General features: G+C 40.0%; 20 protein-coding genes and 1 riboswitch. Of the genes, 9 read left to right on the top strand and 11 right to left on the bottom strand.

Annotated elements, in window-relative coordinates; translation table 11 throughout:
* Positions 1-40 precede the first annotated feature (40 nt).
* Positions 41-1,018, bottom strand: a complete 978-nt coding sequence (locus HMPREF1517_RS08145) for a sensor histidine kinase (protein ID WP_156921852.1) — start codon at positions 1,016-1,018, stop codon at positions 41-43.
* Positions 1,008-1,688 carry a response regulator transcription factor gene (locus HMPREF1517_RS08150; protein ID WP_004182305.1) on the bottom strand — a complete coding sequence of 227 codons (681 nt, stop codon included), beginning with the start codon at positions 1,686-1,688 and terminating at the stop codon, positions 1,008-1,010. The genes HMPREF1517_RS08145 and HMPREF1517_RS08150 overlap by 11 nt, the downstream gene beginning before the upstream one ends.
* Positions 1,689-1,893: 205 nt before the next feature.
* A riboswitch (purine riboswitch) is annotated at positions 1,894-1,989 on the top strand.
* 148 nt (positions 1,990-2,137) lie between these two features.
* Between HMPREF1517_RS08150 and HMPREF1517_RS08155 the strand changes: the two genes are divergently transcribed.
* Together HMPREF1517_RS08155 and HMPREF1517_RS08160 are read left to right on the top strand one after the other, a co-directional pair.
* Positions 2,138-2,719: a xanthine phosphoribosyltransferase gene (locus tag HMPREF1517_RS08155; protein WP_037601003.1), complete on the top strand. Its 582-nt coding sequence runs from the start codon at positions 2,138-2,140 to the stop codon at positions 2,717-2,719.
* A complete protein-coding gene (locus tag HMPREF1517_RS08160) occupies positions 2,719-3,987 on the top strand; it encodes a nucleobase:cation symporter-2 family protein (RefSeq protein ID WP_014634693.1) in 1,269 nt (422 codons plus the stop codon). Before HMPREF1517_RS08155 ends, HMPREF1517_RS08160 begins: the two co-directional genes overlap by 1 nt.
* Before the next feature lie 122 nt (positions 3,988-4,109).
* On the opposite strand, the gene HMPREF1517_RS08165 is transcribed toward HMPREF1517_RS08160, so the two are convergent.
* Entirely contained in the window at positions 4,110-5,711 is a 1,602-nt protein-coding gene (locus HMPREF1517_RS08165) for an ATP-binding cassette domain-containing protein (RefSeq protein ID WP_051412007.1), read from the bottom strand.
* A gap of 91 nt (positions 5,712-5,802) precedes the next feature.
* Between HMPREF1517_RS08165 and HMPREF1517_RS08170 the strand changes: the two genes are divergently transcribed.
* The gene (locus HMPREF1517_RS08170; RefSeq protein WP_037601006.1) at positions 5,803-6,636 is read left to right on the top strand and encodes a helix-turn-helix domain-containing protein; all 834 of its coding nucleotides are present in this window, start codon (positions 5,803-5,805) and stop codon (positions 6,634-6,636) included.
* Positions 6,637-6,699: 63 nt separating this feature from the next.
* Positions 6,700-8,049: an MATE family efflux transporter gene (locus HMPREF1517_RS08175; protein WP_037601008.1), complete on the top strand. Its 1,350-nt coding sequence runs from the start codon at positions 6,700-6,702 to the stop codon at positions 8,047-8,049.
* 882 nt (positions 8,050-8,931) lie between these two features.
* Here the strand turns inward: HMPREF1517_RS08175 and msrB are convergent.
* The 3 genes from msrB to manA all read right to left on the bottom strand — a co-directional run bounded on the left by msrB (position 8,932) and on the right by manA (position 12,494).
* Entirely contained in the window at positions 8,932-9,882 is a 951-nt protein-coding gene (msrB, locus tag HMPREF1517_RS08185) for a peptide-methionine (R)-S-oxide reductase MsrB (protein ID WP_037601012.1), read from the bottom strand.
* A gap of 126 nt (positions 9,883-10,008) precedes the next feature.
* Positions 10,009-11,337: a branched-chain amino acid transport system II carrier protein gene (gene brnQ, locus HMPREF1517_RS08190; protein ID WP_037601016.1), complete on the bottom strand. Its 1,329-nt coding sequence runs from the start codon at positions 11,335-11,337 to the stop codon at positions 10,009-10,011.
* Between the two features lie 215 nt (positions 11,338-11,552).
* Positions 11,553-12,494 (bottom strand): mannose-6-phosphate isomerase, class I, encoded by a 942-nt coding sequence (manA, locus tag HMPREF1517_RS08195; RefSeq protein ID WP_037601019.1) that lies wholly within the window; start codon positions 12,492-12,494, stop codon positions 11,553-11,555.
* Positions 12,495-12,871: 377 nt separating this feature from the next.
* Here manA and HMPREF1517_RS08200 point away from each other — a divergent pair, with 377 nt between their 5' ends.
* The 3 genes from HMPREF1517_RS08200 to HMPREF1517_RS08210 all read left to right on the top strand — a co-directional run bounded on the left by HMPREF1517_RS08200 (position 12,872) and on the right by HMPREF1517_RS08210 (position 14,217).
* Positions 12,872-13,324, top strand: a complete 453-nt coding sequence (locus HMPREF1517_RS08200) for a DUF3290 family protein (RefSeq protein ID WP_037601022.1) — start codon at positions 12,872-12,874, stop codon at positions 13,322-13,324.
* Positions 13,321-13,953, top strand: a complete 633-nt coding sequence (locus HMPREF1517_RS08205; protein ID WP_037601025.1) for a DUF421 domain-containing protein — start codon at positions 13,321-13,323, stop codon at positions 13,951-13,953. Before HMPREF1517_RS08200 ends, HMPREF1517_RS08205 begins: the two co-directional genes overlap by 4 nt.
* A gap of 66 nt (positions 13,954-14,019) precedes the next feature.
* Positions 14,020-14,217: a CsbD family protein gene (locus HMPREF1517_RS08210; RefSeq protein WP_008534959.1), complete on the top strand. Its 198-nt coding sequence runs from the start codon at positions 14,020-14,022 to the stop codon at positions 14,215-14,217.
* A 71-nt stretch (positions 14,218-14,288) separates the two neighbouring features.
* Here the strand turns inward: HMPREF1517_RS08210 and HMPREF1517_RS08215 are convergent, their stop codons facing one another.
* The 3 genes from HMPREF1517_RS08215 to HMPREF1517_RS08225 form a co-directional block, all read right to left on the bottom strand.
* A complete protein-coding gene (locus tag HMPREF1517_RS08215; protein ID WP_037601028.1) occupies positions 14,289-16,943 on the bottom strand; it encodes a carbohydrate-binding domain-containing protein in 2,655 nt (884 codons plus the stop codon).
* Positions 16,944-17,064: 121 nt separating this feature from the next.
* The gene (locus HMPREF1517_RS08220) at positions 17,065-17,508 is read right to left on the bottom strand and encodes an ASCH domain-containing protein (RefSeq protein WP_037601031.1); all 444 of its coding nucleotides are present in this window, start codon (positions 17,506-17,508) and stop codon (positions 17,065-17,067) included.
* A 74-nt stretch (positions 17,509-17,582) separates the two neighbouring features.
* A complete protein-coding gene (locus HMPREF1517_RS08225; protein ID WP_037601034.1) occupies positions 17,583-18,968 on the bottom strand; it encodes an amino acid permease in 1,386 nt (461 codons plus the stop codon).
* A gap of 325 nt (positions 18,969-19,293) precedes the next feature.
* On the opposite strand from HMPREF1517_RS08225, the gene HMPREF1517_RS08230 reads away from it, so the two are divergent.
* Both HMPREF1517_RS08230 and HMPREF1517_RS08235 read left to right on the top strand, forming a co-directional pair.
* Positions 19,294-22,437: a KxYKxGKxW signal peptide domain-containing protein gene (locus tag HMPREF1517_RS08230; protein WP_014634707.1), complete on the top strand. Its 3,144-nt coding sequence runs from the start codon at positions 19,294-19,296 to the stop codon at positions 22,435-22,437.
* Between the two features lie 138 nt (positions 22,438-22,575).
* A complete protein-coding gene (locus HMPREF1517_RS08235; RefSeq protein WP_014634708.1) occupies positions 22,576-23,058 on the top strand; it encodes a glutathione peroxidase in 483 nt (160 codons plus the stop codon).
* A 107-nt stretch (positions 23,059-23,165) separates the two neighbouring features.
* Here HMPREF1517_RS08235 and HMPREF1517_RS08240 read toward each other — a convergent pair whose 3' ends face one another.
* Both HMPREF1517_RS08240 and HMPREF1517_RS08245 read right to left on the bottom strand, forming a co-directional pair.
* Positions 23,166-23,426, bottom strand: a complete 261-nt coding sequence (locus tag HMPREF1517_RS08240) for a SemiSWEET family transporter (protein WP_002888017.1) — start codon at positions 23,424-23,426, stop codon at positions 23,166-23,168.
* Positions 23,427-23,721: 295 nt separating this feature from the next.
* Positions 23,722-24,867, bottom strand: a complete 1,146-nt coding sequence (locus tag HMPREF1517_RS08245; protein WP_037601037.1) for an FtsX-like permease family protein — start codon at positions 24,865-24,867, stop codon at positions 23,722-23,724.
* Position 24,868 lies beyond the last annotated feature (1 nt).

The following is a 24,868-nucleotide window of genomic DNA, read 5'->3' on the forward strand; positions in this document are numbered from 1 at the left end:
TTGCTTTCATTTCTGGTCTTATTTCTTACACTTTTGTAAGTTAGTAATCAATAGCCAACTTCTGCTTTTGAAAATGAATGGAAACGGTGGTTCCTTGTCCCACTTGAGAGCTAATACTTATCTCATGTCCAAGCTGATCAGCAATCTTCTTAGAAAGATAGAGACCTAACCCAGACGACTGCTGAGTCAAGCGGCCATTGTAACCTGAAAAACCACGCTCAAAGACACGTAAAATATCACTATTTTTAATACCAATCCCTGTATCTTTAAGATAAAGCCTATTATCTTTGAAGTAAATATCAATACCACCACTCTTTGTGTACTTCAAACTATTTGATAAGACCTGCTCTACGATAACCAAGAGCCATTTTTCATCTGTAACGACCTCAACATCCAAGTCATGTAGATTAATAGTTAATCCTTTTTGAATAAAGAAAATGCTATGCTTTTTAACAACTTCTTTAACTAAGGGGGCTAATGCAACCTGCCTCAACTGCAAATCATCATGAAAGTTTTCCAAACGTAAATACTGCAAGACCAGATTGGTGTAGGCATCAATCTTGAAGACCTCTTGCTCCAAGAGAGCCCTCGTTTTACTATCTGTAACATCCCCTAACAATAATTGACTGGCTGCTATTGGCGTCTTGATTTGATGCACCCAAAGGGTATAGTAGTCCATCAAATCTGTGTAGCGCTTGCGCTCCTCCTCATTCTGAACCATTTGACTCTCCTTAGCATTTTCCAAGGCCTGAGCTAGATAAAACTCTAAAGGACTTGATGGTGTCATTTTCTCATAGAGATAGGCTAAGTTATAAGACTGATAAGAGCTAACCAGGTCCCAAATAACTATGATGATAGCCACAAATGTCAGTATGGTCAAGGCATAATGAAGAATATCTGCTGCCTCTTCAAATAAAAAGGCAAACAAAACCAAGATGATTCCATTAAAAATAAACAAAAGATAGAAAGGTAGACGAGACCTAATCTGATATTTGATAAATTGACGCTTATCCATCATGACGCAACCCGTAACCGACACCTTTCTTGGTTTCAATAAAATCCTTCAAACCAACTGCCTCTAACTTCTTACGTAAACGTGCCACATTGACAGACAGGGTATTATCATCAATAAAGAAGTCACTATTCCAAAGCTCCTTCATGAGGTCTTCCCGACTAACGATATTTCCAGCATGGTCGAAGAGAACTTGTAAAATCTGAAACTCGTTCTTGGTCAAAGAAACGACTTCTCCCTGATAAACCAGATCCATGGCCTTAAGGTTCAGAATCACACCCATATATTCCAAAAGACTCTGATCCTTTCCAAACTCATAAGATCGGCGCAAAAGCCCTTGAATTTTTGCCAAGAGAACATTTTGGTCAAAGGGTTTAGTCACAAAGTCGTCCCCACCCATATTGATTGCCATAACGATATCCATGGCCTGATCTCTGGAAGACAAGAACATAATAGGCACCTTGGAAACCTTACGAATTTCCTGACACCAATGATAACCATTAAATAGAGGTAAACCAATGTCCATAAGAACCAAGTGGGGCTCTACTTTTACAAAAATAGATAATACTTCCATGAAATCTTCAACAAGAACAACTTCGTAACCCCACTGTTCTAGCATTTTTTTGACTTGTTGACGGATAACCTCGTCGTCCTCCACTAATAAAATCTTATGCATAACTCTACCTCTTTCATTTCCCACTATTATAACAGAAATGCTATAAGAAACGACCATTCTCAGCAAATCTTACAATAATGTTAGATTGAATTTTCCAACTTTTAAAATAGTGCGTTTTCATAGGAAAAATCCTTTGAGTCTTCAAAGAAAATATAGTATTATAATAGAGTTGATGTTGGTTTATCATCAACCAACGACAGCTTCATCGAATAATGAGAACATTACTTATTTATGTCACGAATCGGCGTGACGTTTCTACAAGGTGCCGTAACACCTAACAATGAGTAAGTCAGAAAGTCATCAAAAGGTTTTATCGTCTTTTTATGATTTTAAAGGCTTGCTTTGCAAGCCTTTTTCTGTTATTCGATTGGTTTGATTTTTGTCAGAGTCTTAATAGAATCTGGAAAAAATCAAAATACACTTTAGTTATATTTTTTATAGGAGGTAATATGAAATTACTGGAAGACCGCATTCTCAAAGATGGGAATGTCCTTGGGGAGAACATCCTCAAAGTTGACTCTTTCCTTACTCACCAAGTGGACTTTGATCTCATGCGTGAGATTGGAAAGATCTTTGCTGCAAAGTTCAAGGATGCAGGCATCACCAAGGTGGTGACTATCGAGGCATCTGGTATTGCTCCAGCCCTCTACGCTGCTGAGGCCTTGGATGTCCCTATGATTTTTGCTAAGAAGGCTAAAAATATCACCATGAATGAAGGGATCCTCACGGCTGAGGTCTACTCCTTCACTAAGCAGGTGACTAGTACTGTCTCTATCGCAAGCAAGTTCCTCACTCCTGAAGATAAGGTCCTCATCGTTGATGACTTCCTAGCTAACGGCCAAGCTGCCAAAGGCTTGATTCAAATCATCGAAGAAGCTGGTGCACACGTCGAAGCGGTTGGTATCGTTATTGAGAAATCTTTCCAAGATGGTCGTGCCCTTCTGGAAGAAGCTGGCTACCCAGTCGTTTCACTTGCTCGTTTGGATCGTTTTGAAAATGGTCAGGTCGTATTTAAGGAGGCAGACATCTAATGCAAAATAAAGAGAAACACTCGCAGGCAGCGGTCCTAGGACTGCAACACCTACTTGCCATGTACTCGGGATCAATCCTGGTGCCAATCATGATTGCTGGAGCCTTGGGGTATTCAGCTCATGAATTAACCTACTTGATTTCAACAGACATTTTCATGTGTGGTGTAGCAACCTTCCTCCAACTTCAACTTAATAAATACTTCGGTATCGGTCTTCCAGTTGTTCTCGGGGTTGCCTTCCAGTCAGTGGCACCACTTATTATGATTGGTGAGAAACACGGTAGTGGTGCTATGTTTGGTGCCCTTATCGTTTCAGGGATTTATGTTATCCTCGTTTCTGGCGTCTTTTCAAAAGTAGCCAATCTCTTCCCTTCTATCGTTACAGGATCAGTTATCACAACTATTGGTTTGACCCTCATCCCTGTTGCTATCGGAAATATGGGGAATAATGCTGATAAGCCTACCGGTCAAAGCCTCTTCCTTGCTGCTATCACCGTTCTTATCATCCTTGTAGTTAATATTTTCACTAAAGGATTTATCAAATCCATCTCAATCTTGATTGGTTTGATTGTCGGTACTGCTATCGCAGCAAGCATGCACCTAGTTGACTTCTCACCAGTAGCTGCGGCACCTATTGTTCACGTGCCAACGCCATTCTACTTCGGGGTACCTAAGTTTGAGTTGTCATCAATTATTATGATGTGTATTATCGCTACTGTGTCTATGGTTGAATCAACTGGGGTTTACTTGGCCCTCTCTGATATTACCAAAGAACCACTCGATAGCACTCGCCTTCGTAACGGTTACCGTGCTGAAGGTTTGGCTGTTCTCCTTGGTGGACTCTTTAACACCTTCCCATACACTGGTTTTTCACAAAACGTTGGTCTTGTGAAGTTGTCAGGTATTAAGACTCGCTTGCCAATCTACTATGCCGCTGGTTTCCTTGTTCTTCTTGGACTCCTTCCTAAGTTTGGTGCCTTGGCACAAATCATCCCAAGCCCAGTCCTTGGTGGCGCAATGCTTGTCATGTTCGGTTTTGTTTCTATCCAAGGGATGCAAATCTTGGCGCGTGTTGATTTCGCCAATAACGAACACAACTTCTTGATTGCTGCAGTATCAATCGCTGCAGGGGTTGGTCTTAACGGCAGCAACCTCTTCAACAGCCTACCAAATGCTTTCCAAATGTTCTTCTCAAACGGTATCGTGGTTGCAAGCTTGCTTGCCATCGTCCTCAATGCCATTTTGAACCATAACAAAAAAGAAAAATAACACAAGAACACCTGAGTCGCTTGACTTAGGTGTTTTCTTTGAAATTAAAATCTTCAAGTTTGTAAATCGAAAGAAAAGACTAAGCAACTACTCTGTCAAACTTTTATTGAAAGTATCTCGTGTTATTTAATTCTTACGATTGACTTATTTTCAATTCTATAAATAGCATCGTAATCTTCCAGATTGTAATGATGGGCAATTTCAATAATACTATTAGGCAACTGTTTCAAGACATTTCTTATTTCCTTTGAACTTGCTTCATCTAAAGAAGCCATCATCTCATCCGCAAGTAAAACCTGCTTTCCTCTCAAAATAGCACGCGCAATCTCCAGTTTTATGATTTGACCACCTGAAAAGTTATCTCCAGTTAATTCATAGTCTAATTGGTGACAACAAGCCTCCCATAGTCCAACCTTTTTCAGTGTTGAAATGAGCAATGAGTCAGAACAATCTTGATAAAGAGTTAGATTATGTCGCACACTTGTATGAAAGATATAGGGATTTTGATGAATAATTGCAATGTTATCTAAATTTGGAGTCAGCTCCCTTCCGTCAATGCTTTTAAAAATGATTTCCCCACTATATGCCTTATCTTGCCCTGATATTAACCTAAAAAGTGTTGTTTTCCCAATACCACTATCACCAACTATAAGATTATGCTGAGACAATGAAAAAGTAACCGTAACATCTCGAAAAATCTCTTGATTATCATAAGATTTAGTGACGTTTTTTAACTGAATTTCTTCTAAAGTATGTATGTGAAGCCCTTTTGAAGGAATTTCTGACTCACTTCCAAATGTCAATAATTTATCTTTTATCACTTGACTTGATTGAATACTTGCAATAGCCTCCAGAATCTGTTGTAAGGGGTTAATAAGATATGTTGAAGCAGACATCATAGCAATAAGTGTAGTAATTGAATTTTGTTTCATGACAAGACCAATCACAAATGGTCCAATCAAGCCGACAGCTTTCAGAGGTCCTGTCCAAAACATAACTAAATTATGAAGTGTATAATACTTAAATTGTGTCGTCTCCATCTCACTAAGGGTTATGAGAGTTTGCTTTACATTCTCTTTTTCTGCTTGGTTGCAAATAATAGTTTCAATCCCTTTACCAAAGTCTGTAATAGCTCTTAAATTTTTCTCTTTTGAGCTACTTAGTAATTCTCCTGACTCTTTTAACTTTCTCTTAAATATAAACTGAGGCAAAATCATCAGAAAGGCACCTACAGTAAAAAGACTACCTACAATAATATTTTGTTTGAGCAGATAAATTACAGATACTAGGACAGAGGCGCCCCACACTGGCGAGATAAGAAAAGATTGGAGGAACTCCTGGTCTACAATTCCAAGATCTTGTGTCAAGAGTGAGCAAAGCTCAGAATCGGATATGTTTTTAGGAAAGGCAGCATGATTCTTTAAAATATTTTCTGATAGGCTTACATTAAACGCTCTAATAATAGAACGAAGCAGAATATTCTCTATATACATAAAAGCGTACACAACCACCCAAAGAGAGATACTCGAAAATGTAAAAACTATTAAATCCCGACTATCACTACTATCTATATGACCTGCCATCTGGATAATTATAGGTATTACAATGCCTTGACACGAATAAAGAAGCGCAAAAATGATATAAAGTACCATTTCCTTCTTAGGAAGTAGCTTAATAAATCTAAGCAGTGACACAGCAACCGATTTAGTTTTTTCAATAATCATTGCTTTTACCTCCTTCAATTTGATACTATTATTTTAGTTTATTAATAGTATCAACTATTGAAATTTCGGAAATCCGATAAGGGAATTTTATATGGAACAAGGTCAAAAATTTAAACAGATTCGAAAACAGAGAAAATACACTATTCAGAGACTCGCTCAAGTAGCTGGATCTGTAGCGAGTCTTTCAGACTTTGAAAATAACAAAACATCACTCTCAAATGATACTCTTTTCAAACTTTTAAAACATCTAAAAGTCGAATATAATGAATTTTTCGGACAAGAATATCTTGTGGACGAAACCTACATAAAACTTGCTAATCAATTCAATCAAGCCTCAAATCATCTAGACTTTGAAGCACTGGAGCAAGTCGCAGAAAAGTTTCGCATTTTAGGAGAAACCAATTATAGTGATTATCTGATTAGTCTTTGTATTGACTGTCAGATTTCAAAACTTCAAAACCGTTCAGTTAACCAAGATATTGCTACAGAACTTCAAAACTACTTCTTTTCGATTGATATTTGGACACTTCTCGATATTAATTTACTGAATATGGTAAAGGATATCTTCACAGAAGATGCGCTAAAAATCTACATTAAGGAATTCCTATCAATACTCAATAAAAATCCTAGAAATAATTTAGATCGAATCACTTTAGAAGTTATCAGTCGTTGTATTTTCCAAATCATTCTTTACGGAAATCAAGAAGATAGTGACTACTATATAAACGAACTAAAAACTATTCAATTACCAGACTATTTCATGTTACAAAAACTCTATCTTAAAGAACTAAAAGCCGCATACCTTTATAAATTTATCGATAAGAATATGGGAATGACTATACATAAAGAAATTCTCCACTACTTGGCTTTTATGGGAGATGACGATAATTTGAGAGAATGGGACCAAACTTTCCGTCAATTATAGACTTTATTGGATAACAGTTGTACAATGATTATATAATTTGAAAAATTTAGAAAGGAAAACAGAATGCACGAAACACATTCTCTCCGTGAGCGATTTCTTGTTTTCTTCAAGATTTTTGTGCCCATACTGATCTATCAGTTTGCCAACTTTTCAGCAGCTTTTGTGGACACTACCATGACTGGGCAATACGATGCCCTACACTTGGCGGGGGTAGCCATGGCAACGAGTTTATGGAGTCCTTTTTTCACCTTCTTAACAGGTATCGTCTCTGCCTTGGTTCCGATTATCGGACACCATCTAGGGGCAGGTCGCAAGGACCGAGTGGCACCTGATTTCTATCAATTTCTTTATATGGCTTTGGGTCTATCACTAATCCTCTTTGCCCTCGTTTTTCTGGGGGCACCCTTGGTTTTGAATCATCTAGGTCTGGAGCCTTTGGTCAGAGAAGTCGCCCTTGGTTATCTACGATTTTTGAGTCTTGGGATTATTCCCCTTCTACTCTTTAGCGTGATTCGTTCCTTCCTTGATGCGCTTGGCCTCACGCGCCTGTCCATGTACCTCATGCTTTTGCTTCTACCTCTCAATGGTTTCTTCAATTTTCTCCTTATCTATGGCATTGCTGGTCTACCAGAGTTGGGGGGAGCCGGAGCAGGTCTGGGAACTTCATTGGCTTACTGGGCCCTTCTCCTTATTTCCATCGCAGTTATCAGAAAGCATAAGAAGGTTAAACCCTACCACATTGAAAAGGTTCAACCCCTTGATAAAAATTCTCTACTTGAGGCACTTAAACTGGGTCTCCCTATTGGTGGAACGGTTTTTGCAGAGGTCGCCATCTTCTCAGGTGTTGGTCTAGTTATGGCCAAGTATCCATCCCTTGTGATTGCTAGTCATCAGGCAGCCATGAATTTCTCAAACCTCATGTATGCCTTTCCTCTCAGTGTTTCCAGTGCTATGGCTATCATTATTTCTTACGAATTTGGAGCTAAACGCATGGATGCCGTTAAGAGCTACAGCAAGCTGGGACGGTTGACAGCCCTTGGATTTTCTATCTTTACCTTGATTTTCCTCTACTTCTTGCGCTATGATTTGGCAGAACTCTACGGACATGAGCCTGAATTTTTGAGAATGACAGCCATTTTCATGACCTATAGCCTCTTCTTCCAAGTGGCAGATGTCTTTGCGGCTCCGCTTCAAGGAATCCTCCGTGGCTATAAGGATACCAAGGTGCCTTTTTATCTCGGTGTCCTAACCTACTGGGGCATCACCTTCCCAGTAGGCTTCCTGCTTGAAAAAGTCACTGGACTCGGTCCCTATAGTTACTGGATTGGCCTGATTGCCAGCCTTATCGTCAGTGGACTCTGTTACCAATGGCGCTTAAATAGAATCGTCAAACGTTACGAATCACAACAGTGATATCCCTGAAGCAGTCTTGTCAGACTGCTTTTTCTATACTCAAATCTCGATAATACAGAAAAAAAACTCCTGCATATTGAAAACAGATAGACTGTTATCAATACACAGAAAGCTTCTTTTGATGAGTGATTAATTATATTCAGATTTTCCTAACCTATTACCAAGCTGGATTCATTAATGAAAACATAGATGTTTAATATTGAAAAAAGTATCACAGAGACCAGCTGGATCAACTAGGGCACCATAAATCATGACTAAACCACATAGAGCTAGGAAATGATAAAGATAAACTACTTTCTCCCCTGTTTTAGGAAGTAAAAGAAAAGACCAGAACCACAAGACACAAATGGCTATTAATATGATTAGTTTATTCATCCATTCCATAATAATCTCCGTTATAAAAGTTTAGCACAATAAAATAGTCCTTAGGACTATCTGAATGTTATCACAAAATCTAACAAGTGCTGTCATTACTTCTTAAGGAAATATCTTAGTATTCTCTTGCTAGTCTTGTTTTGGTAAGTTAAGACATATAAAATCATATTGGGAGGTTGGGAAGACTCATTATTACACAAAGTACAATAATGTTTACAGACGCCAAAACCAGCAAAAGCTAAGGAGAAGGACACATTTACACTTGTCAGATTTCTCACTATTATAGTGTACTATTTTTTTATTTGAAACGTAAAACAATTTTGCCTAAATTGTTAAAAAATGTAATGAAAGGTCACTTTTTTGTCCTGAACGGTTAGATCACATGTTATGTTAGCTTTAAAGGGCTTTCATCTTATTTACATCTTCTTCTGTCATGAAAAAAGAGGTTAGAACCAAGGGGAACCAACCTCTTTTTAGTAAGTAATATCATTCCTTCAGAATACCTAATCAATCCACTTGATCAAGCAAGTAAGCATAGCCCTCTTTTGCCATGTCAGCTTTAGGAACAAATCGCGTTGCTACACCATTGATACAGTAGCGTAAACCACCTCTATCACTTGGCCCATCTGGGAAGACATGACCTAGATGGGAGTCGCCCACACGACTACGAACCTCAATACGATCCATATGGTGAGAATGATCTTCCTTGTAGTTGGCTACCTCAGGACTAATGGGTCTAGAGAAACTTGGCCAGCCACAGGCTGAATCAAACTTGTCCTTTGATGAAAAGAGTGGCTCACCAGTCGCCACATCAACATAAATCCCAGGCTCAAACTGATTCCAAAGCGGACTCGTAAAGGCCCGTTCTGTTCCATTCTCCTGAGTCACAGCGTAGGCTTCTGGACTCAAACTTTCCTTAAGTTCCTCCCGATTTGGCTTGTGATAAGCACTAGCATCAATAACAGGACTAGCTGCCTGATTGACATTGATATGACAGTAACCATTAGGATTTTTCTTGAGATAATCTTGATGATAATCTTCAGCAGGAATAAAGTGCTGAAGTGGAAACAATTCAACCGCCAAAGGCTGACCGTATTGCTCAGTCATTTCTTGGAAAACTTGCTCGATAGTCGATAAATCATTTACATCCGTGTAGTAAACACCCGTACGGTACTGGCTACCCACATCATTGCCCTGTTTGTTTTTACTCAGAGGATTGATGATACGGAAGTAATGTAGCAAAATCTCACGCAAGGACACCTTGCTAGCATCATAGGTCACCTGAACCGTTTCAGCGTGACCCGTCTGACCGATAAGCTCATAGCGAGTCGTCTCGCTACGGCCATTGGCATAACCCGAAACCGCATCAAGCACACCAGGCACACGTGAAAAATACTCCTCAACACCCCAGAAACAGCCACCAGCAAGATAAATCATATGATTATTTAGATTTGACATTTTTAACACTCCCTTCAATAGATACTTTCATCTCCACGCCTTAAGTGTAACGCTTTTGAGAAGATTTCGCACTTATAGTGACTTGAGGGAGAAAAAATCCCATCACATTGTGATAGGATTTTATGTTTATTCCATTTCGAAGCTTTCGCTCTTAATCTTATCTGGTAAGACGAGAGACAAGAGAATACACAAGATGGCTGGTATCAACCATGGCAATGATGCTCCTGACAATGGTAGGAAGTTAATAAGGGCATTTAGTCCTGCAAGCTTGAACTGGCTGCCAAGCACGCTAAGCAAGGCAATCAGCGTTACTACCGCAACTGTAACCTGCATACCAGGTTTAGACAAGGCCACGAACTTGTTGGCAATCACAATCATGACAATCGTAATCGTGATTGGGTAGAGAATCAAAAGCACTGGCACTGAGAAAGCAATGATATTGTTAAGTCCCAAGTTGGCAATCGCAAACCCAATCAAGGTAAAGAGAATGGCGTAAGCCTTGTAGGATACTTTCGGAAATGCCTTGTGGAAGAATTCTCCTGTCGCAACGATAAGTCCTGCAGTTGTTGTGAAACAAGTCACTGTCACCATGATAGCTAGGAAAATCTGAGCAGCTGGTCCAAAGATAGCTTGTGTGGCTTGTGACAAGACGCTAGCACCAATATTGGCATCTTTTGGTAGGCCTGCCACTTGGAGTGGGAAATGATTGCCCAAAAAGGCTAGTCCCAAATACAAAGCACCAAAGAGAAGCGTCACTACAAAACCAACGACCCAAATGGTAGAGATATACTCTTTCTTAGATTTAAAGCCTAGTTGGTTGAGAGTGACTACTGCCACTACACTGAAGGCCACAGAAGCTAAGGCATCCAAGGTGTTGTAGCCTTCCAAGAATCCCTTACCAAATGCAGAAGCTTGATAAGCTTGGCTAGCTACCTGAGGACTGTGAGCACCGTATTTAAGTGCTCCTGCCACAATAACCATAACAATCATAATAGCAAAGACAGGTGTTAAGATACGTCCAATACTATCTAGAATTTTAGATGGGTTCATGGCAATCCAAAGTGCTAAAGCAAAGTAGATTACGGTAAAGACAAAGAGCCAAAGGCTGGTATGTCCACTGCCAATCAAAGGAGAGAAGCCAATCGAAAAGGCTGCTGCTGCCGTTCTAGGAATGGCAAAGAAAGGACCAATAGACAGATAAAGGACTGCCAAATAGACTAGGGCAAACTTAGGCGAGATTTTTTGTGAAATCTCATGAATGTACCCCTTAGGATTTAGGGTCCCAATCACCAGCGTTAGGATGGCAATACCAATACCTGATAGGACAAACCCTGCAATCGCAGGCCAAAAATGACCTCCAGATTCAAAGCCTAGCTGAGGCGGAAAGGTCAGATTTCCGGCTCCAAAGAACATACCAAACAACAATAAAGCTGTAAGGCCTCCTTTTTTTAACATAAGTTTCTCCAATCTAAAACAAACAAGATCTTATGCCCCAAATAGACACAACTTGTTTATTATAATTTTAGTCAACTTATTTAGTATGACATGATTAGTTTGGAACTTCAAGCTATTGAAACGTATTAGGAAAGATTTTTAAAATTGCAAATTTTCTGTATCCTTGTACGAAAAAACTAGACAAGATCCTCATCTCGTCTAGTTTGATATTTTGATTATGGGTGACTAACAATCAATTCAAGATCTCCCTTAATTTGCCATGCTTCAACATCGCTAGGAAGAATAAAGTGGCTGCCTTTTGCAATTGGGTATTCTTGATCATCGACTAAGAGGCTTCCTTGACCGTCAAGTACACTAAACAAACTGTAATCAGCAGTCTTTTCAAAATCAGCCTTACCTGAGATTTCCCATTTATAAACGGCGAAGAAATCACTTGCTACCAAGAGCGTTGATTTGAGGTCATCTACTTTTGTTGTGACTGGTCGACTGTTGGCTGGCTCACCGATATTAAGGACATCGATAGATTTTTCAAGATGGAGTTCACGCAGGTTACCTTGATCATCTTTACGGTCAAAATCATAAACACGGTAGGTCGTATCACTAGATTGTTGCGTTTCAAGAACCATGATACCTGCACCAATAGCATGCATGGTACCACTTGGCACATAGAAGAAATCACCTGCTTTAACTGGAACCTTAGTCAAAAGATTTTCCCAATCCTTACTTTCAATTTGCTGACGCAGTTCTTCTTTTGATTTGGCATTGTGGCCATAAATAATTTCAGCACCTGGTTCAGCAGCAATGATATACCAACACTCTGTTTTACCAAGTTCACCTTCATGTTCAAGTCCATAAGCATCATCTGGATGGACCTGCACACTAAGCCAATCATTAGCATCCAAAATCTTAGTCAAAAGTGGGAAGACAGGTTCTTGACGATTGCCAAACAACTCACGGTGCTCTGCATAAAGAACATCTAAAGTTTGACCGGCATAACGACCATTCTTAATAGTAGAAACACCATTTGGGTGAGCAGAAATAGCCCAGTACTCTCCGACATGGTCGCTTGGAATGTCGTAGCCAAAGACATCACGCAAATGCGTGCCACCCCAGATTTTTTCTTGCATAACAGATTGTAAAAATAATGGTTCAGACATAATTACTCCTTTTTCTAGGAACGAGAGGCCTTAACATTTTTGGGAATTCAAGAAAAGGTGTTGACTCTCTTAAAGATTAACAGTGAAGTCTTACATAAAATAACCAATCTCTTTAAGTTACCAGACTTCTGATTCTCGAAAAATTTAGGCAAGTTCTGATTGTTGATTACCTCAATTATAAGCATAATTTGTGAAAATATCAACAAAGTCCTTAAAGAAATCACAAGATTTTGGCTTAATGGCTGCAAGTCATTTCAATAGCAAATTTCCTTTAAGAATCCTACTCATTCCTTCATTTTTCGGATAGACTGATTGAATTTAAAGACTTTTTAACCTATAATAATAATACTAGAGATATTATGAAAGGAAATCTCTCAATGAAATTCTATTCCTACGACTATGTGCTAAGTCAGATTAGCCAACAAAACTGGGTTATGGTTGCCATTACTGCAGGACTTATTTTAGTGACCGGCGTATTTGCTTTTAAGGCCTTCAAAGAACGCCATGATACTAAGTTTCGTGAACTCTCTATTATTTCTATTTTAACCTTAGTTGCCGTGGTTCTAATTGCTATCAGTAATTTCCAAAGCAATCAATCAAACAATGACCAATTTAGAGCATCTCTTCACTTTATCGAGATTGTGTCTAAAAATCTCGACGTTGATAAGAGTAAAGTTTATGTCAATACTTCTACTACTACAGATGGTGCTATCCTCAAAGTTGGAAACAAATACTATCGTGCCATCTCAGGTTCAGAACCTGACAGCTACTTGCTAGAACAAATAAAACTTTACAAGTCTGATGTTGAACTCGTGGAGGTTAAAAAATGACATCTTTTTATCTTGCTGTTGCAATTAAACTAGCTTTGGGGCTTATTTCACTCGTCTTTGTTATCAATTTAACAGGTAAAGGAAACCTAGCACCTAGCTCAGCTGCTGACCAAGTACAGAACTTTGTTCTTGGTGGAATCATCGGTGGTACAATTTATAGTAGTACCGTTTCCATCCTTCAGTACATTGTTATCCTGATTATTTGGACTATTTTGATCTTACTTCTTAAATGGCTCATCACCAATATTCGCTTCATCAAACATTTGATTGACGGTAAACCAACTGTCATCATCAAACAGGGTCAACTAGATCCTGAAGCTTGTCGCTCTATAGGACTTTCAGCTTCTGATGTCGCTTTAAAATTACGTTCTCAAGGAATTTTTCAACTCAAAGAGGTTAAACGTGCAGTTATTGAACAGAACGGCCAATTGATTGTGGTCCGTTCTGGCGATGAAAATCCAAAATATCCAATCATTACTGATGGGGTCATTCAAACAGAAATTCTTGATACTATTGGTAAAACGGAAGATTGGTTAAATGAAGAGCTTCAAAAATTAGGATATGAAAACGTTTCGGATATCTTTATTGCTGAATACGATAAAGGAAACATTAATGTCGTTACTTATTAAACAAATCACTTGCATTACCGTTTAATATTGTCTACAATGGTCTCATCATAAAAAGGAGGTTCTACTATGGGAATCGAAGATAAATTGAATCAAGCTAAAGGCGCTCTTAAAGAGGGTGCTGGTAAACTGACTGGCGACAAAAAGACTGAAGTCGAAGGTGCTGTTGAAAAAGTGGTAGCAAAAGCAAAAGACGGTATCGAAGATGTTAAAGAAGGCGTTGAAGGTGCTGTTGAAGGCCTTAAAAATGCTTTTTCTAAAAAATAATAATAAATAAACAGAAGCTCTTTTCCTTTTTTGAAGAGGGCTTCTGTTTTTCTTTATGTTCTTAACTAGAATTACTTACGAGAATGCTTGCTTCCTTTAATTGCAAATGATGTTGTCATAAGTACAGCCCCTAATGCACCTAGTCCCAAACTGCTCACATCACCAGTATTTGGTAGACTTGATTTACTTGTTTGATTGCTTTGTGAACTTTTAGATGACTGATTAGCCTTAGAGCTTGTTTGGGTATTTTGTTTCTGAGCAAGATTAGTTTGTACGACTGAGCTTACATTTTCCTTTTGACTTGAAACTTCTCTTGTCTGACCTTTTGCTGCTTCAGAAGTTTGATTTTGAGTAAGAATCTTATTCAATTTCTCAGCAGTCTCTTGAGCTTGTTGTTGGGCACTGCTTGTCGCATTAGTCATTGTTTGTGTCGATTGCTCTTTTGTAGGCTGGTTAGCAAGAGAGGTATTTGATTTAAGCGATGCTCCTTCAGAGCTTGAAGGATTTGATGTTGGCGTATTTTGATTTGATAAAGCTGTGTTTGTCGCTGTCATTGCTGGAGCATTGGTAGCTGGTTGATTACCACTGTTACTTGTCGTAGGGCTCATATTTATAGAGTTTGAGCTACTTGTTTGACTAGCAAAGTTTGGTGGGGTTGGACGTCCAGTATTAGCCGTCTGGCTTGTTGAACTTGTACTACTTGTGCTAGTTGTATTCTCAGAACTTGTCGAAGCAGATTGGCCCCATGCTGTGTTAACGCTTCCGGTATTGATAGAGCTTCCGCCATAGCTAGTCGGTCCACCGTAGCCTCCAAAGTTATCAGGCACTAAGCCATTTCCAAAGCCACCGCCTGGGAACCCACTCATGCCACCAGCACCAGGACCATTGTTTGTGCCTTCTTCAGTAGCTGTTGCAGTCACACTAGCACCACTTGATGTCGTAATGGTATAGGTTTCACCCGAAGTTAGACTCTCGGTACTAAAGACCACATTTCCAAATGAAGTTGTTGCTGTCGTGGTCGCTACAACATTTCCAGAACTATCTGTAACTGTGATGGTATCTCCAGCACTACCAGAGATGTTGGCCATGATATAAGACTGGCTTGAACCCGTTGTAAAGGCCTGAGCCATTCCTTGGTTACCTATGGCCCAAACGGTACCGCCAGAAATAATACCTGTTCCATCGTAGTCGATAGCAGCATTATCTGCACTTGTCTGAGCGACGTAGAGAGAACCACTTTTAACAATCACATTACCGTTACTGTCGATACCATCACCATCTGCCAAGATAGTTACCGTTGCACCGTCAATATTGATGCCCACTTCATTTTCCAAGTCAGAAGTCGAATTGGTTAAGCTTGAAGTATCAGCGCTGTCCTTGGTCGTCCATTCGGTAGCATTAATACCGTCATCACCAGCGGTAATATTGATTGTTCCACCTGTCAAGTTGATGTAACGTCCTTCAAGACCTTCATCGCCTGCAACTACTGTTACAGTTGAATCACCTTCAATAGTCAATTCATCTGTAACCGTGATACCTTTATCAGTTGCATTAATGGTTACCGTTGAGTCGGTAATCGTCAAATCTCCACTATTAACATCAGTTTCGTCTTCAACTTGGATACCGTCATCTGTTGCCGTAATATTGACTGTTGCATTTTTAATGGTTACAGCTGTCGTTGCATTGATGCCATCCTTGGCCTCAGAAGTCAAATCAAGTGTTACAGAGTCAATCGTTACACTGTCAGCCTTGATGGCATGCTTTTCAGTACTTGAAAGGGTCAGAGTACTTCCAGTACCACTTGTGATCGTCAAAGCCCCAGTCGCTTCAATTGCGTTATCAGAGGTTGATGAAATGGAACTATCTGAAAGAACATTCACTGTCAGCTCCGCAGAAGAATTTGAAGTGATTGATGAATCGGTTAAAGTCACACCATCCAAGTAGATAGTAACCGGATCAGTCACACTACCAGCTACGATGATTGTATAACTTGAACCATTACCGGAAAGTGTGTAGGTACCAGATTGGTTGATTGTAATTGTTGTTCCCTCAATCGTTACCGCTGTACTATCACTAGTCACAGCAGTTGTCCCATTGAAAGTAATTGTAGTTGTTGAACTATCTGAATCAGTACTGCTAGACTCAGTTGTTGTTTCAGTAGCTGCGTCTGAGGCACTGTTAGTTAAAACTGAAGCTGTTTCGGAAGCAGTGGTTTCAGTGGTGCTTGAGCTTGTATTAGTGCTAGTGTTTTCATCTGCATTGTTCGTTTCAGATGCTGACGTTTCACTAGTTGTGCTCTCAGCCGTTTCTGAAGAACTTGCTTCTGAAGTTGAGGATGTGCTTGAATGATTAGATGTTTCACTGCTTGTTGATGTAGCAATCGTGTCCTCTGTCGTACTTGTTGTACTTATTGTTGACGAATCAGTGTCTGAAGTTGAAGCCGCAGTTGAAGTACTTGTAGCCGATTCTGTGCTTGTTTCAGTAGTAGCTGATGTATTGTCGGTCAGTGTACTTTCTTCAATTAAATCCGCAGTGGTTTCGCCTGTCGTAACGGTTGAGAGTGTTGATTCGGTGTTTGCCTCGTCAGCTGAAACCTTGCTGTCATTTAGGACGACTGAGCTACCAAAAATTAAGCTAGCTACTAGGACTGAACCCGCTGTTTTCCATTTTGATGATTTTTTAATGGCGTAACGTTCTTGTGTTTGTTTCGTATCTTTGTATGTCATATGTTAGACCTCTTTCTTACTTTTGAGATGCCTCTATTAAACACAAGAAACCTAAGACAAGACTTAAAGAAAGGTTAATCTTTCCTTAAAGTAAAAAAAATCCCCAAAACTATGGGAACTTTCAATCTATAGGATAAACAACTCTAAATTCTTCCAACACAACTAGACTGTCCTGACTAAAATGTAGTCCAACCTCATGCAACCATTTGCTAAAGAGGTTTTCATGAAGCTTTTGCCAGTAAGCTAGGGTTCGATCTCCTTCACCTTCCTTGTAGGCATGGTTTTCAGAAACCTCTTTAAATGGGATGACCTCAACTTTCGTCGTTTCAATAATACAAATAGCATTCTCCTTACTATCAAGAATGACGCTCAGTTCATTTTCCTTGGGCAATGGTTCATTCCCCACTGCATACAAGTCAAAAGCTGAACTGATTGCTGTCTTTTGCCCCATCAATACGAGCTCTGCCAAATAATCTGCTTCCACGCCAAAGGCCCAGGCATCAATCTTATCTCCGATTGTCTGATTTAAAATCTTATAGGCTTGCCACATCTGGTCTGATTTCATCAATCTACTCCTGCTTTTACTTTCCTTCCATTATATCAAAAAATGATAGGCCAGATGGCACTATCATTTTCATCTTAATACTTAGAATGTTTGTAACCGTAAAAGGCATAGATAACTGAACCGATTAGCACTGCCAAACCAAAGGCTAACCATGTCTGCCAACTGTACTGACTCATAAACGAGAGGCAGACGATAATTGAAATAATAGGCAAGACAGGAACAAATGGAACCTTAAACTCATCCTTCTGTGGCAATCCCTTGTCCTTACGAAGAATAATGAGGGCAATAGCCAAGAGGACCAAGTAAGCCAAGGTCGCAATGTTAACCAAGGATGCCATATTGGCCAAAGAGAAGATACCTGCTGAGATAGCTGACAAAACGCCTGTCAAAAGCGTCGCATGATGTGGAACCTTATTAGTCTTTGAAACCTTTTGGAAGGTTTGAGGAAGGAAACCATCACGCGCCAGGCTATAAACCATACGGCTAAGGGCATAGGCCATTGAGATACATACCGTAATCAAGGTCATAATTGCAACCACAGAGACGTAGTTGGCGGCCCAAGAAATACCGATATAGCGAAGAGCATAAGCTACTGCATCATCAACATTCAACTTGGTATAGTGAACCACTCCAGTCAAGACCAGCGAAACCACTGCATAGAGTGAAGCCACGATAATCAAGGCAAGAACGATACCTCGAGGAACGTTCTTTTGCGGCTCTTTAATCTCGTCTACCGTCATAGAGATAGACTCGAAACCAAGGAATCCAAAGAACATAAGAGAGGCACCTGCCATAATCCCAGTTTTTCCTCCGTAAATCTGACCAAAGCCAAATGGTGCAAAATCTGCCCAGTTGCTAGGATTCAAATGGAAGAGGCCCACTAAAATAAAGACTGCTAAGGCTGAAAATTTGAGTACTACCAAGAGGGAGTTCAAACGTAAAGCCTGTTTAGAATTCATGAGAAGAAGAGCTGTCACCAAGACCAAGACCAAGACTGGCAAGAGATCTATGTAAGTGCCTTGACTGGGATTGAAAGGTCCACTGATAGCTTGAGGTAACTTAAGACCAAAGCTAGCCAGTAGCCCCTTGAGGTAGGCACCCCAACCAGAGGCAACACTGGATACGGCATTCATAAAGACAATCATGGTCAACCAGCCACCCATCCAAGCAGGATACTCCCCCCAGACAGCATAGAGATAACCATAAACACCACCAGCCGATGGGTAACGTGAGGCAAACTCAGCAAAGAAAATAGCTGACATCCCAACACACACGGCTGAAATCAAGACCGAAATAATCAGGGCAGGACCAGCTAGAGTCGATGCCGCGGTACCAGTAATCGTAAAGATTCCTGTCCCAACCATGGCACCGATTCCCAGAAGGACTACATCCCTAAGGGTCAGATGTCGTTTCATCTCAGTCTGAGCGAGACCGACATCCTTTTTACGAAAAATACTCATTTTTATACTCCATTTTGTGCGAAATACCGAACTATTATACCATATTTCTAGGCCTAAAAGGGCCCCTTTCTGTATTTTTATACTTTTATTGTTGAATGCTATGTCAAAAATGGGGACTCCCAGTGGTTGCTTTTTAATTTTACATACATCTCTATCAAAAGAAACTTGCTAAAGTGGTTCTTTAGCATTCATTTTTGTTTCTAAAATCCTTATCTCGAAAGAATTTTCAATTTTTAGAAAAAATATGAAAATATTATGAATGCGTTTGATTCTTCTAATGAAAGATGTTAGAATGGGGTCATTAAAAAGGAAAAGGGGAACTTTTATGGAAAATAAAGTTCATTTTAAACTTCATAAAGTGAAAAAACAATGGGTTACCATTGCCGTATCTGGTTTGGCACTTGGTGCCTCATTGATTGGGGTTGGTGTCTCTGCCGACGAACAAGCTGCGAATCAAGTCACCTCAGCAAGCACACCTGAGAGCGTCAGCCAAAATCCTGATTTTGTCGTCACAGAAACAACTGTAGCTACGACAAAAGCTGATCAAGTCGCAACCAATAATGCAGCTGATACAACTGCTACTGTTACAACGGAAAAGCAGCCAGTCCTTAAAGAAGATCAAGCAAGTAGCACTTACAATTTGGCTAGTGGCGAAACGAGAACTGCAACTTCAGAAACAGCTAGCACAGTCACTGAAGTAAACAGTCAAGCGCCAGAATCTGTTGAAACTACTGTCGTTTCTGACGGTCAATTCAAGAGTGATGCTGAAGGCAACTGGTACTACCTTAAAGACGGGAAAAATCTGACAGGTGCCCAAAACGTTGACCATTTCGACCTTTATTTCCACGAGGATGGAAAGCAAGCCAAAGGTGAGATTATCACTGAAAATGGACAATCTTTCTACTATGACAAAGCCAATGGACGTAAGGTAACCAATACCTCTATCAACATCGATGGTCAAGCCTACAATGCTGATGCCCAAGGTCGTTTGACAGCAGTTTTCCCTGAAACGAACAAACGCAACCAGTTTATCGAAGATAATAACCACAACTGGTATTACCTCGGCAAAGATGGCAAACCCGTCACTGGTGCTCAGACCATTGATACATTTAACCTCTACTTCCACGAAGACGGTCGACAAGCTAAAAACGAAATCGTTACTATTAATGGTGATAGCTACTATTTCGATAAAGACAATGGACGTCGTGTGACAGGTCGCCAATATCTTGATTATGCAAACCATAAATACTTTGGTTACTACTACTTCGATAAAGATGGCAAGATGGTAAAAGATGACTTTGTTACCGAGAATGGTAATCTTTACTACTTTGATGCTACTGGTAATCAACCTGATTCTGTCTTTGTCTCAGATAAATCGGGTAACTGGTACTACTTCGACAATTACAAGGCAACTAAAGGCTTCTCAGCCCCATTTGGTTTCCAAACCGAATTCCTAGACCGTAGCCAATCCGACTATAAGACAAGCGTTCAAAACCTAAACGGACAACAGTATTACTTTGATCCTAAGACTGGTATTATGGTAACCAATCGTTATGTTTCTGATGATAAAGGGAATTGGTATTACTTTGGTAAAGATGGTAAAGCGCTTCACGGTTTTCAAACGGTGGACGGCAACCTTCACTACTTCAATAATAGTGGACAACAAGTCAAAGGGGACTTCCTTTACTACGATAACGATATCTACTATCTAGATAAAGATAATGGAAATCCAGTAACTAACCAATTCGTTAATAGAGATAACTCTTGGTACTACTTCGGATCTGATGGTAAAGCCGTGTCTGGTTTCCAAACCATTAACGGTCAGAACCTTTATTTCCACGAATATGGTGTCCAAGCCAAGGGACAACTGGTTACCATTGACGGCAAAACCTACTACTTCGATCCAAATACAGGTGACAAGTGGGTTAATCGCTCACTTACCTTAAACGGTACGGTCTATAACTTTGATAGCAATGGTGTGGCGACTCTTAAAACTGCTCAAACCTCAAATCGAAACCAATTTGTTCAAGGTAGCGATCAAGAATGGTACTACTATGATGCTAATGGTAAAAAGGTCACTGGTTTCCAAACCATTAACAAGGACCTCTACTACTTTAACGATAAGGGCCAACAAGTCCGAGGTGCTTTCTTTACCCTAGGTGATAACCAGTATTTCGCTAACAGCGAAACTGGTGCTGTTCTTCGCAACGCCTTTTATCATGATACATCCACTGACCATTACGGTGTCTTCTCTGAAACTATCTACTACGCAGGAAGTGATGGTGCCTTCAAGACAGGTTGGTTTGAAGTTGATGGCAACCGTTACTATGGTAGCGACTATTCTGATAATGATGCCTTTAAAGGAAGTCTCTACACAGGAGTCGTCAACTCTCAGCTCTTTAGCCCAGATGGAAAACTCTTGACAAACGGTCTCTATCCTGAATTCAAGCGTACTGGTGAAAATGATTATGAACTTAAAGGCGTCTATATCACAGATGCTGATGGTAAAATCAAAGAAGGTCCTTATCAATATGATGGTAAGATTATTGGATCTAAATATAGTAACGTCCGCCAATCACAATGGTCAACTTTTGATGAATGGGATATTCTTCATGGACACCTCTACCATTTCGACTCAACACCTATGACCTTCACAGCACCAAATGGTCAAAAAGTGACCACAAACGTTGCCATTGCAACAACTAACAAGGCCCTTACCTATCGTGGTGTAACCTTTAATTTTGATGCCAAGGGTATTGACGAGACAAAAGAAAAAGCCATCCACTTTGACCAATTGCAGACAGATCCTAGCGGCACAAGTTATCTCTATGAAAATGGCCAAAAGGTCACTGGCTTGAAGACCTTTGATGGCGTTAGTTACTATTTCTATGACGATGGCCACCAAGCTAAAGGTACTGAGGTCGCAATCAACAATAATATTTACCAATTTGACCAACTGACTGGTATCATGACACGCAACGCCTTTTCAAAATCATACAACTACGAAGGTTCTCCACGTTTTCCATACTACCCAACACGCTACTATGGCAATGACGGAGCTGCTCTGACAGGTTGGCAAACCATCAACGGCAAGGACTACTACTTCCGAGATAGCGGAAACCTTGAAACAGGACGTTTTGTCATCGGGGACAGAGCCTATAACGCTGATGACAATGGCGTAGTTACTGACCGCAAGGGTGAACCTGCCTACCGCAATCGTATCGTCTACGATAAGGGCGACAACTATTATTACAATGATAAAGGTGAGAAAGTGACCGGCTTCCAAGAAGTTGACGGCAAGGTCCTCTACTTCGACGCTGAAGGCAAACAAGTCCTAGGACGCTTTGTCACAGTTGATAATTACACCTACTATTTCGACCCTAAAACAGGTGAAAGATACACTAACCGCTCTGTCCTCATCGACGGTAAACTCTATACCTTCGATAAAGATGGACATGTGGTGTCTTAAGATGAGATGAAACCTGAAACCGAGACGAAAGTCTTGGTTTTTTTGGTGGGGAAATGCTAAAAGCTCTACTGTAAGAGTACATTTCTTATGTCTCTATTTTTGCTATAATAGTCTCAAACAAATAAAAGGAGATTTTCTATGACATCCTTATACGATTTTACAGTTTCAGATCAAGCTGACCAACCCGTGTCTCTCAAAGACTATAAGGGCAAGGTCGTCTTAATCGTCAATACAGCAACAGGATGTGGTTTGACGCCACAATATCAGGGCTTGCAGGAACTTTATGACAAATACAAAGACCAAGGATTCGAGATTCTTGATTTTCCTTGTAATCAGTTTATGGGTCAGGCACCAGGTAGTGCTGAGGAAATCAATACTTTCTGCACCCTCAATTACCAGACAACCTTCCCTCGATTTGCCAAAATCAAGGTCAATGGTAAGGAAGCTGAGCCACTTTTTGATTGGCTAAAAAAAGAAAAATCTGGGCCACTTGGGGCAAGAATTGAGTGGAATTTTGCTAAGTTTTTGATTAACCGTGAAGGTAAAGTCGTCGAACGCTTTTCTTCCAAAACTGATCCACTGAAATTGGAAGAAGCTATCAATACTCTTCTTAATAACTAAAAACAAAAAACGAGAGTAAAACTAGAACGACAAACACTGACTGTCGCTAGTTCTGCTCTCGTTTTCTGCGTTAAGAAAAATAGTATATAAAGAAATTTTGCTTTATTTTAGAACAAAGCTGTCAATGCTGTAATTAAACCAAAGATAATACCTGGTGCATTGGCCGCAGCAAGGGGAAGGTCACGTTCTTTTTTAAAGAGACCATAGTAAACCCAAAGGCTACAGTTGATTGCAGCTACCAATGGTTGGATAAAGTTTCCTTTATGACCAGACAAATTGTCCATGATTTGTGGTACGTATGATACATACATCATAACTGACATGAAAGTCGCTACCCAACCAAGGGTTTTCATTTGTTTATCTGACATTCGAGACTCCTCTTTCATAAAAATCTGTTTGCCTTGTACATCTAGAAATATTTCAAGACATGTTTTAATGCACTAAAATTAAAACAGTGTCTATCTTACGCTTTAACAATAGAGAATGCAAGAATTTCGGGACAATGTTAAGAAGATGTAAACTATCACAAGATTGTGATAGTGCATTTAGTCTCTTATGTAGCGTTTTCATCAGAGAAAAAGACCTCTTTAAGAGGTCTAAAGTCAATGAATCTTCTATTTTTTCTCATCAAAAAGCACTGATATTAAGGATTACTGTCATAAATCATTCAGCTAAGAGTACTTCTTTGATAGTTTGCTTTTGGAGTTTTCTGTTGGATAGATAAAACAGGCTTTCATAAACCACAGCAAAGCCAAGCAAGGTCCAGAAGCAAACATTCCAATCAAAGCTATGCTCAATCTTTTCAGGAACTGTATCTTTGATTACACCAATCAAGATTTCCATGATACCGTATTGATAAACCGTCCCAAGAACAAATCCTAGATAAGCCCAAAAACGATAGGGAGCGAGAATATGACCTTGGCATTCACGATTGGTGTAGCCAAATGCCTTCATGAGGGCCAAGGTTTCACGACTTTCTGAGACGACAATCCCCAATGACAAAAAGAGAATCGAGAAAGAAAGGATCAAGCCAATCATGATCATCATGGTTTGGATGATATCATCTGTGTAATCCCTGAGGCCAAAGGACAATTGAACCATGGCCGCAAAACACATGGAGCCAAAGACTACAAAAAACAAGATAGATTTTCTCCCCCATATCAGTGACGAGGACAGCTCTTTTAGGAAGGATTTATCTTTCTTGGGAGCCCTCTTTCTCCTTTTGACCTTGATCGGACTTGGAGACTTTTTCAATAAGCGAAGAGCCGGTGTTTGTAGTTGTCTTCTAGCATACCCAATCGCGAGAACCATAAAGAAGGTCGTTGGCAGGATCACCAAAGCAAGCAAGAGCTGCCAGTGAAAATGAATGGTGATTTCTGGCAAAATCCCCTTCTCATTACGGAAGTCATAAAAATGTCCCATCATGAGAAATGAAGCAAAATAGCCAAGAAGCGCTCCAGCTCCAAAACTGAGTCCAAAGGCCCAAAATCGTTTAGCCAACTGGCCATTGCTATAGCCCAAAGCCTTTAAAATTCCTAATTGTTCCTTGTGGTCGTCGACAAATTGTTTGATATAAAAACACATGAGAAGGACCGACGTCAAGGACAAGACGACTCCACTGACCATGGCCACCATCCAGGAAAGCGAAACCTGGGCATCATAGTAGGTCTGAATGATGGGATTGGTTTTCGAAATCTCCAACTGCTCGATGTCCAAGTAAAAATTCAAGAAGAGATTGGCTACAAAGACCGCACAAGCCCCAATGATACTAACGACAACTAATTTTCGAATATCTTTTACTGAAAACATG

The organism is Streptococcus sp. ACS2, from assembly GCF_000525585.1.
In the GTDB taxonomy this organism is placed as follows: domain Bacteria; phylum Bacillota; class Bacilli; order Lactobacillales; family Streptococcaceae; genus Streptococcus.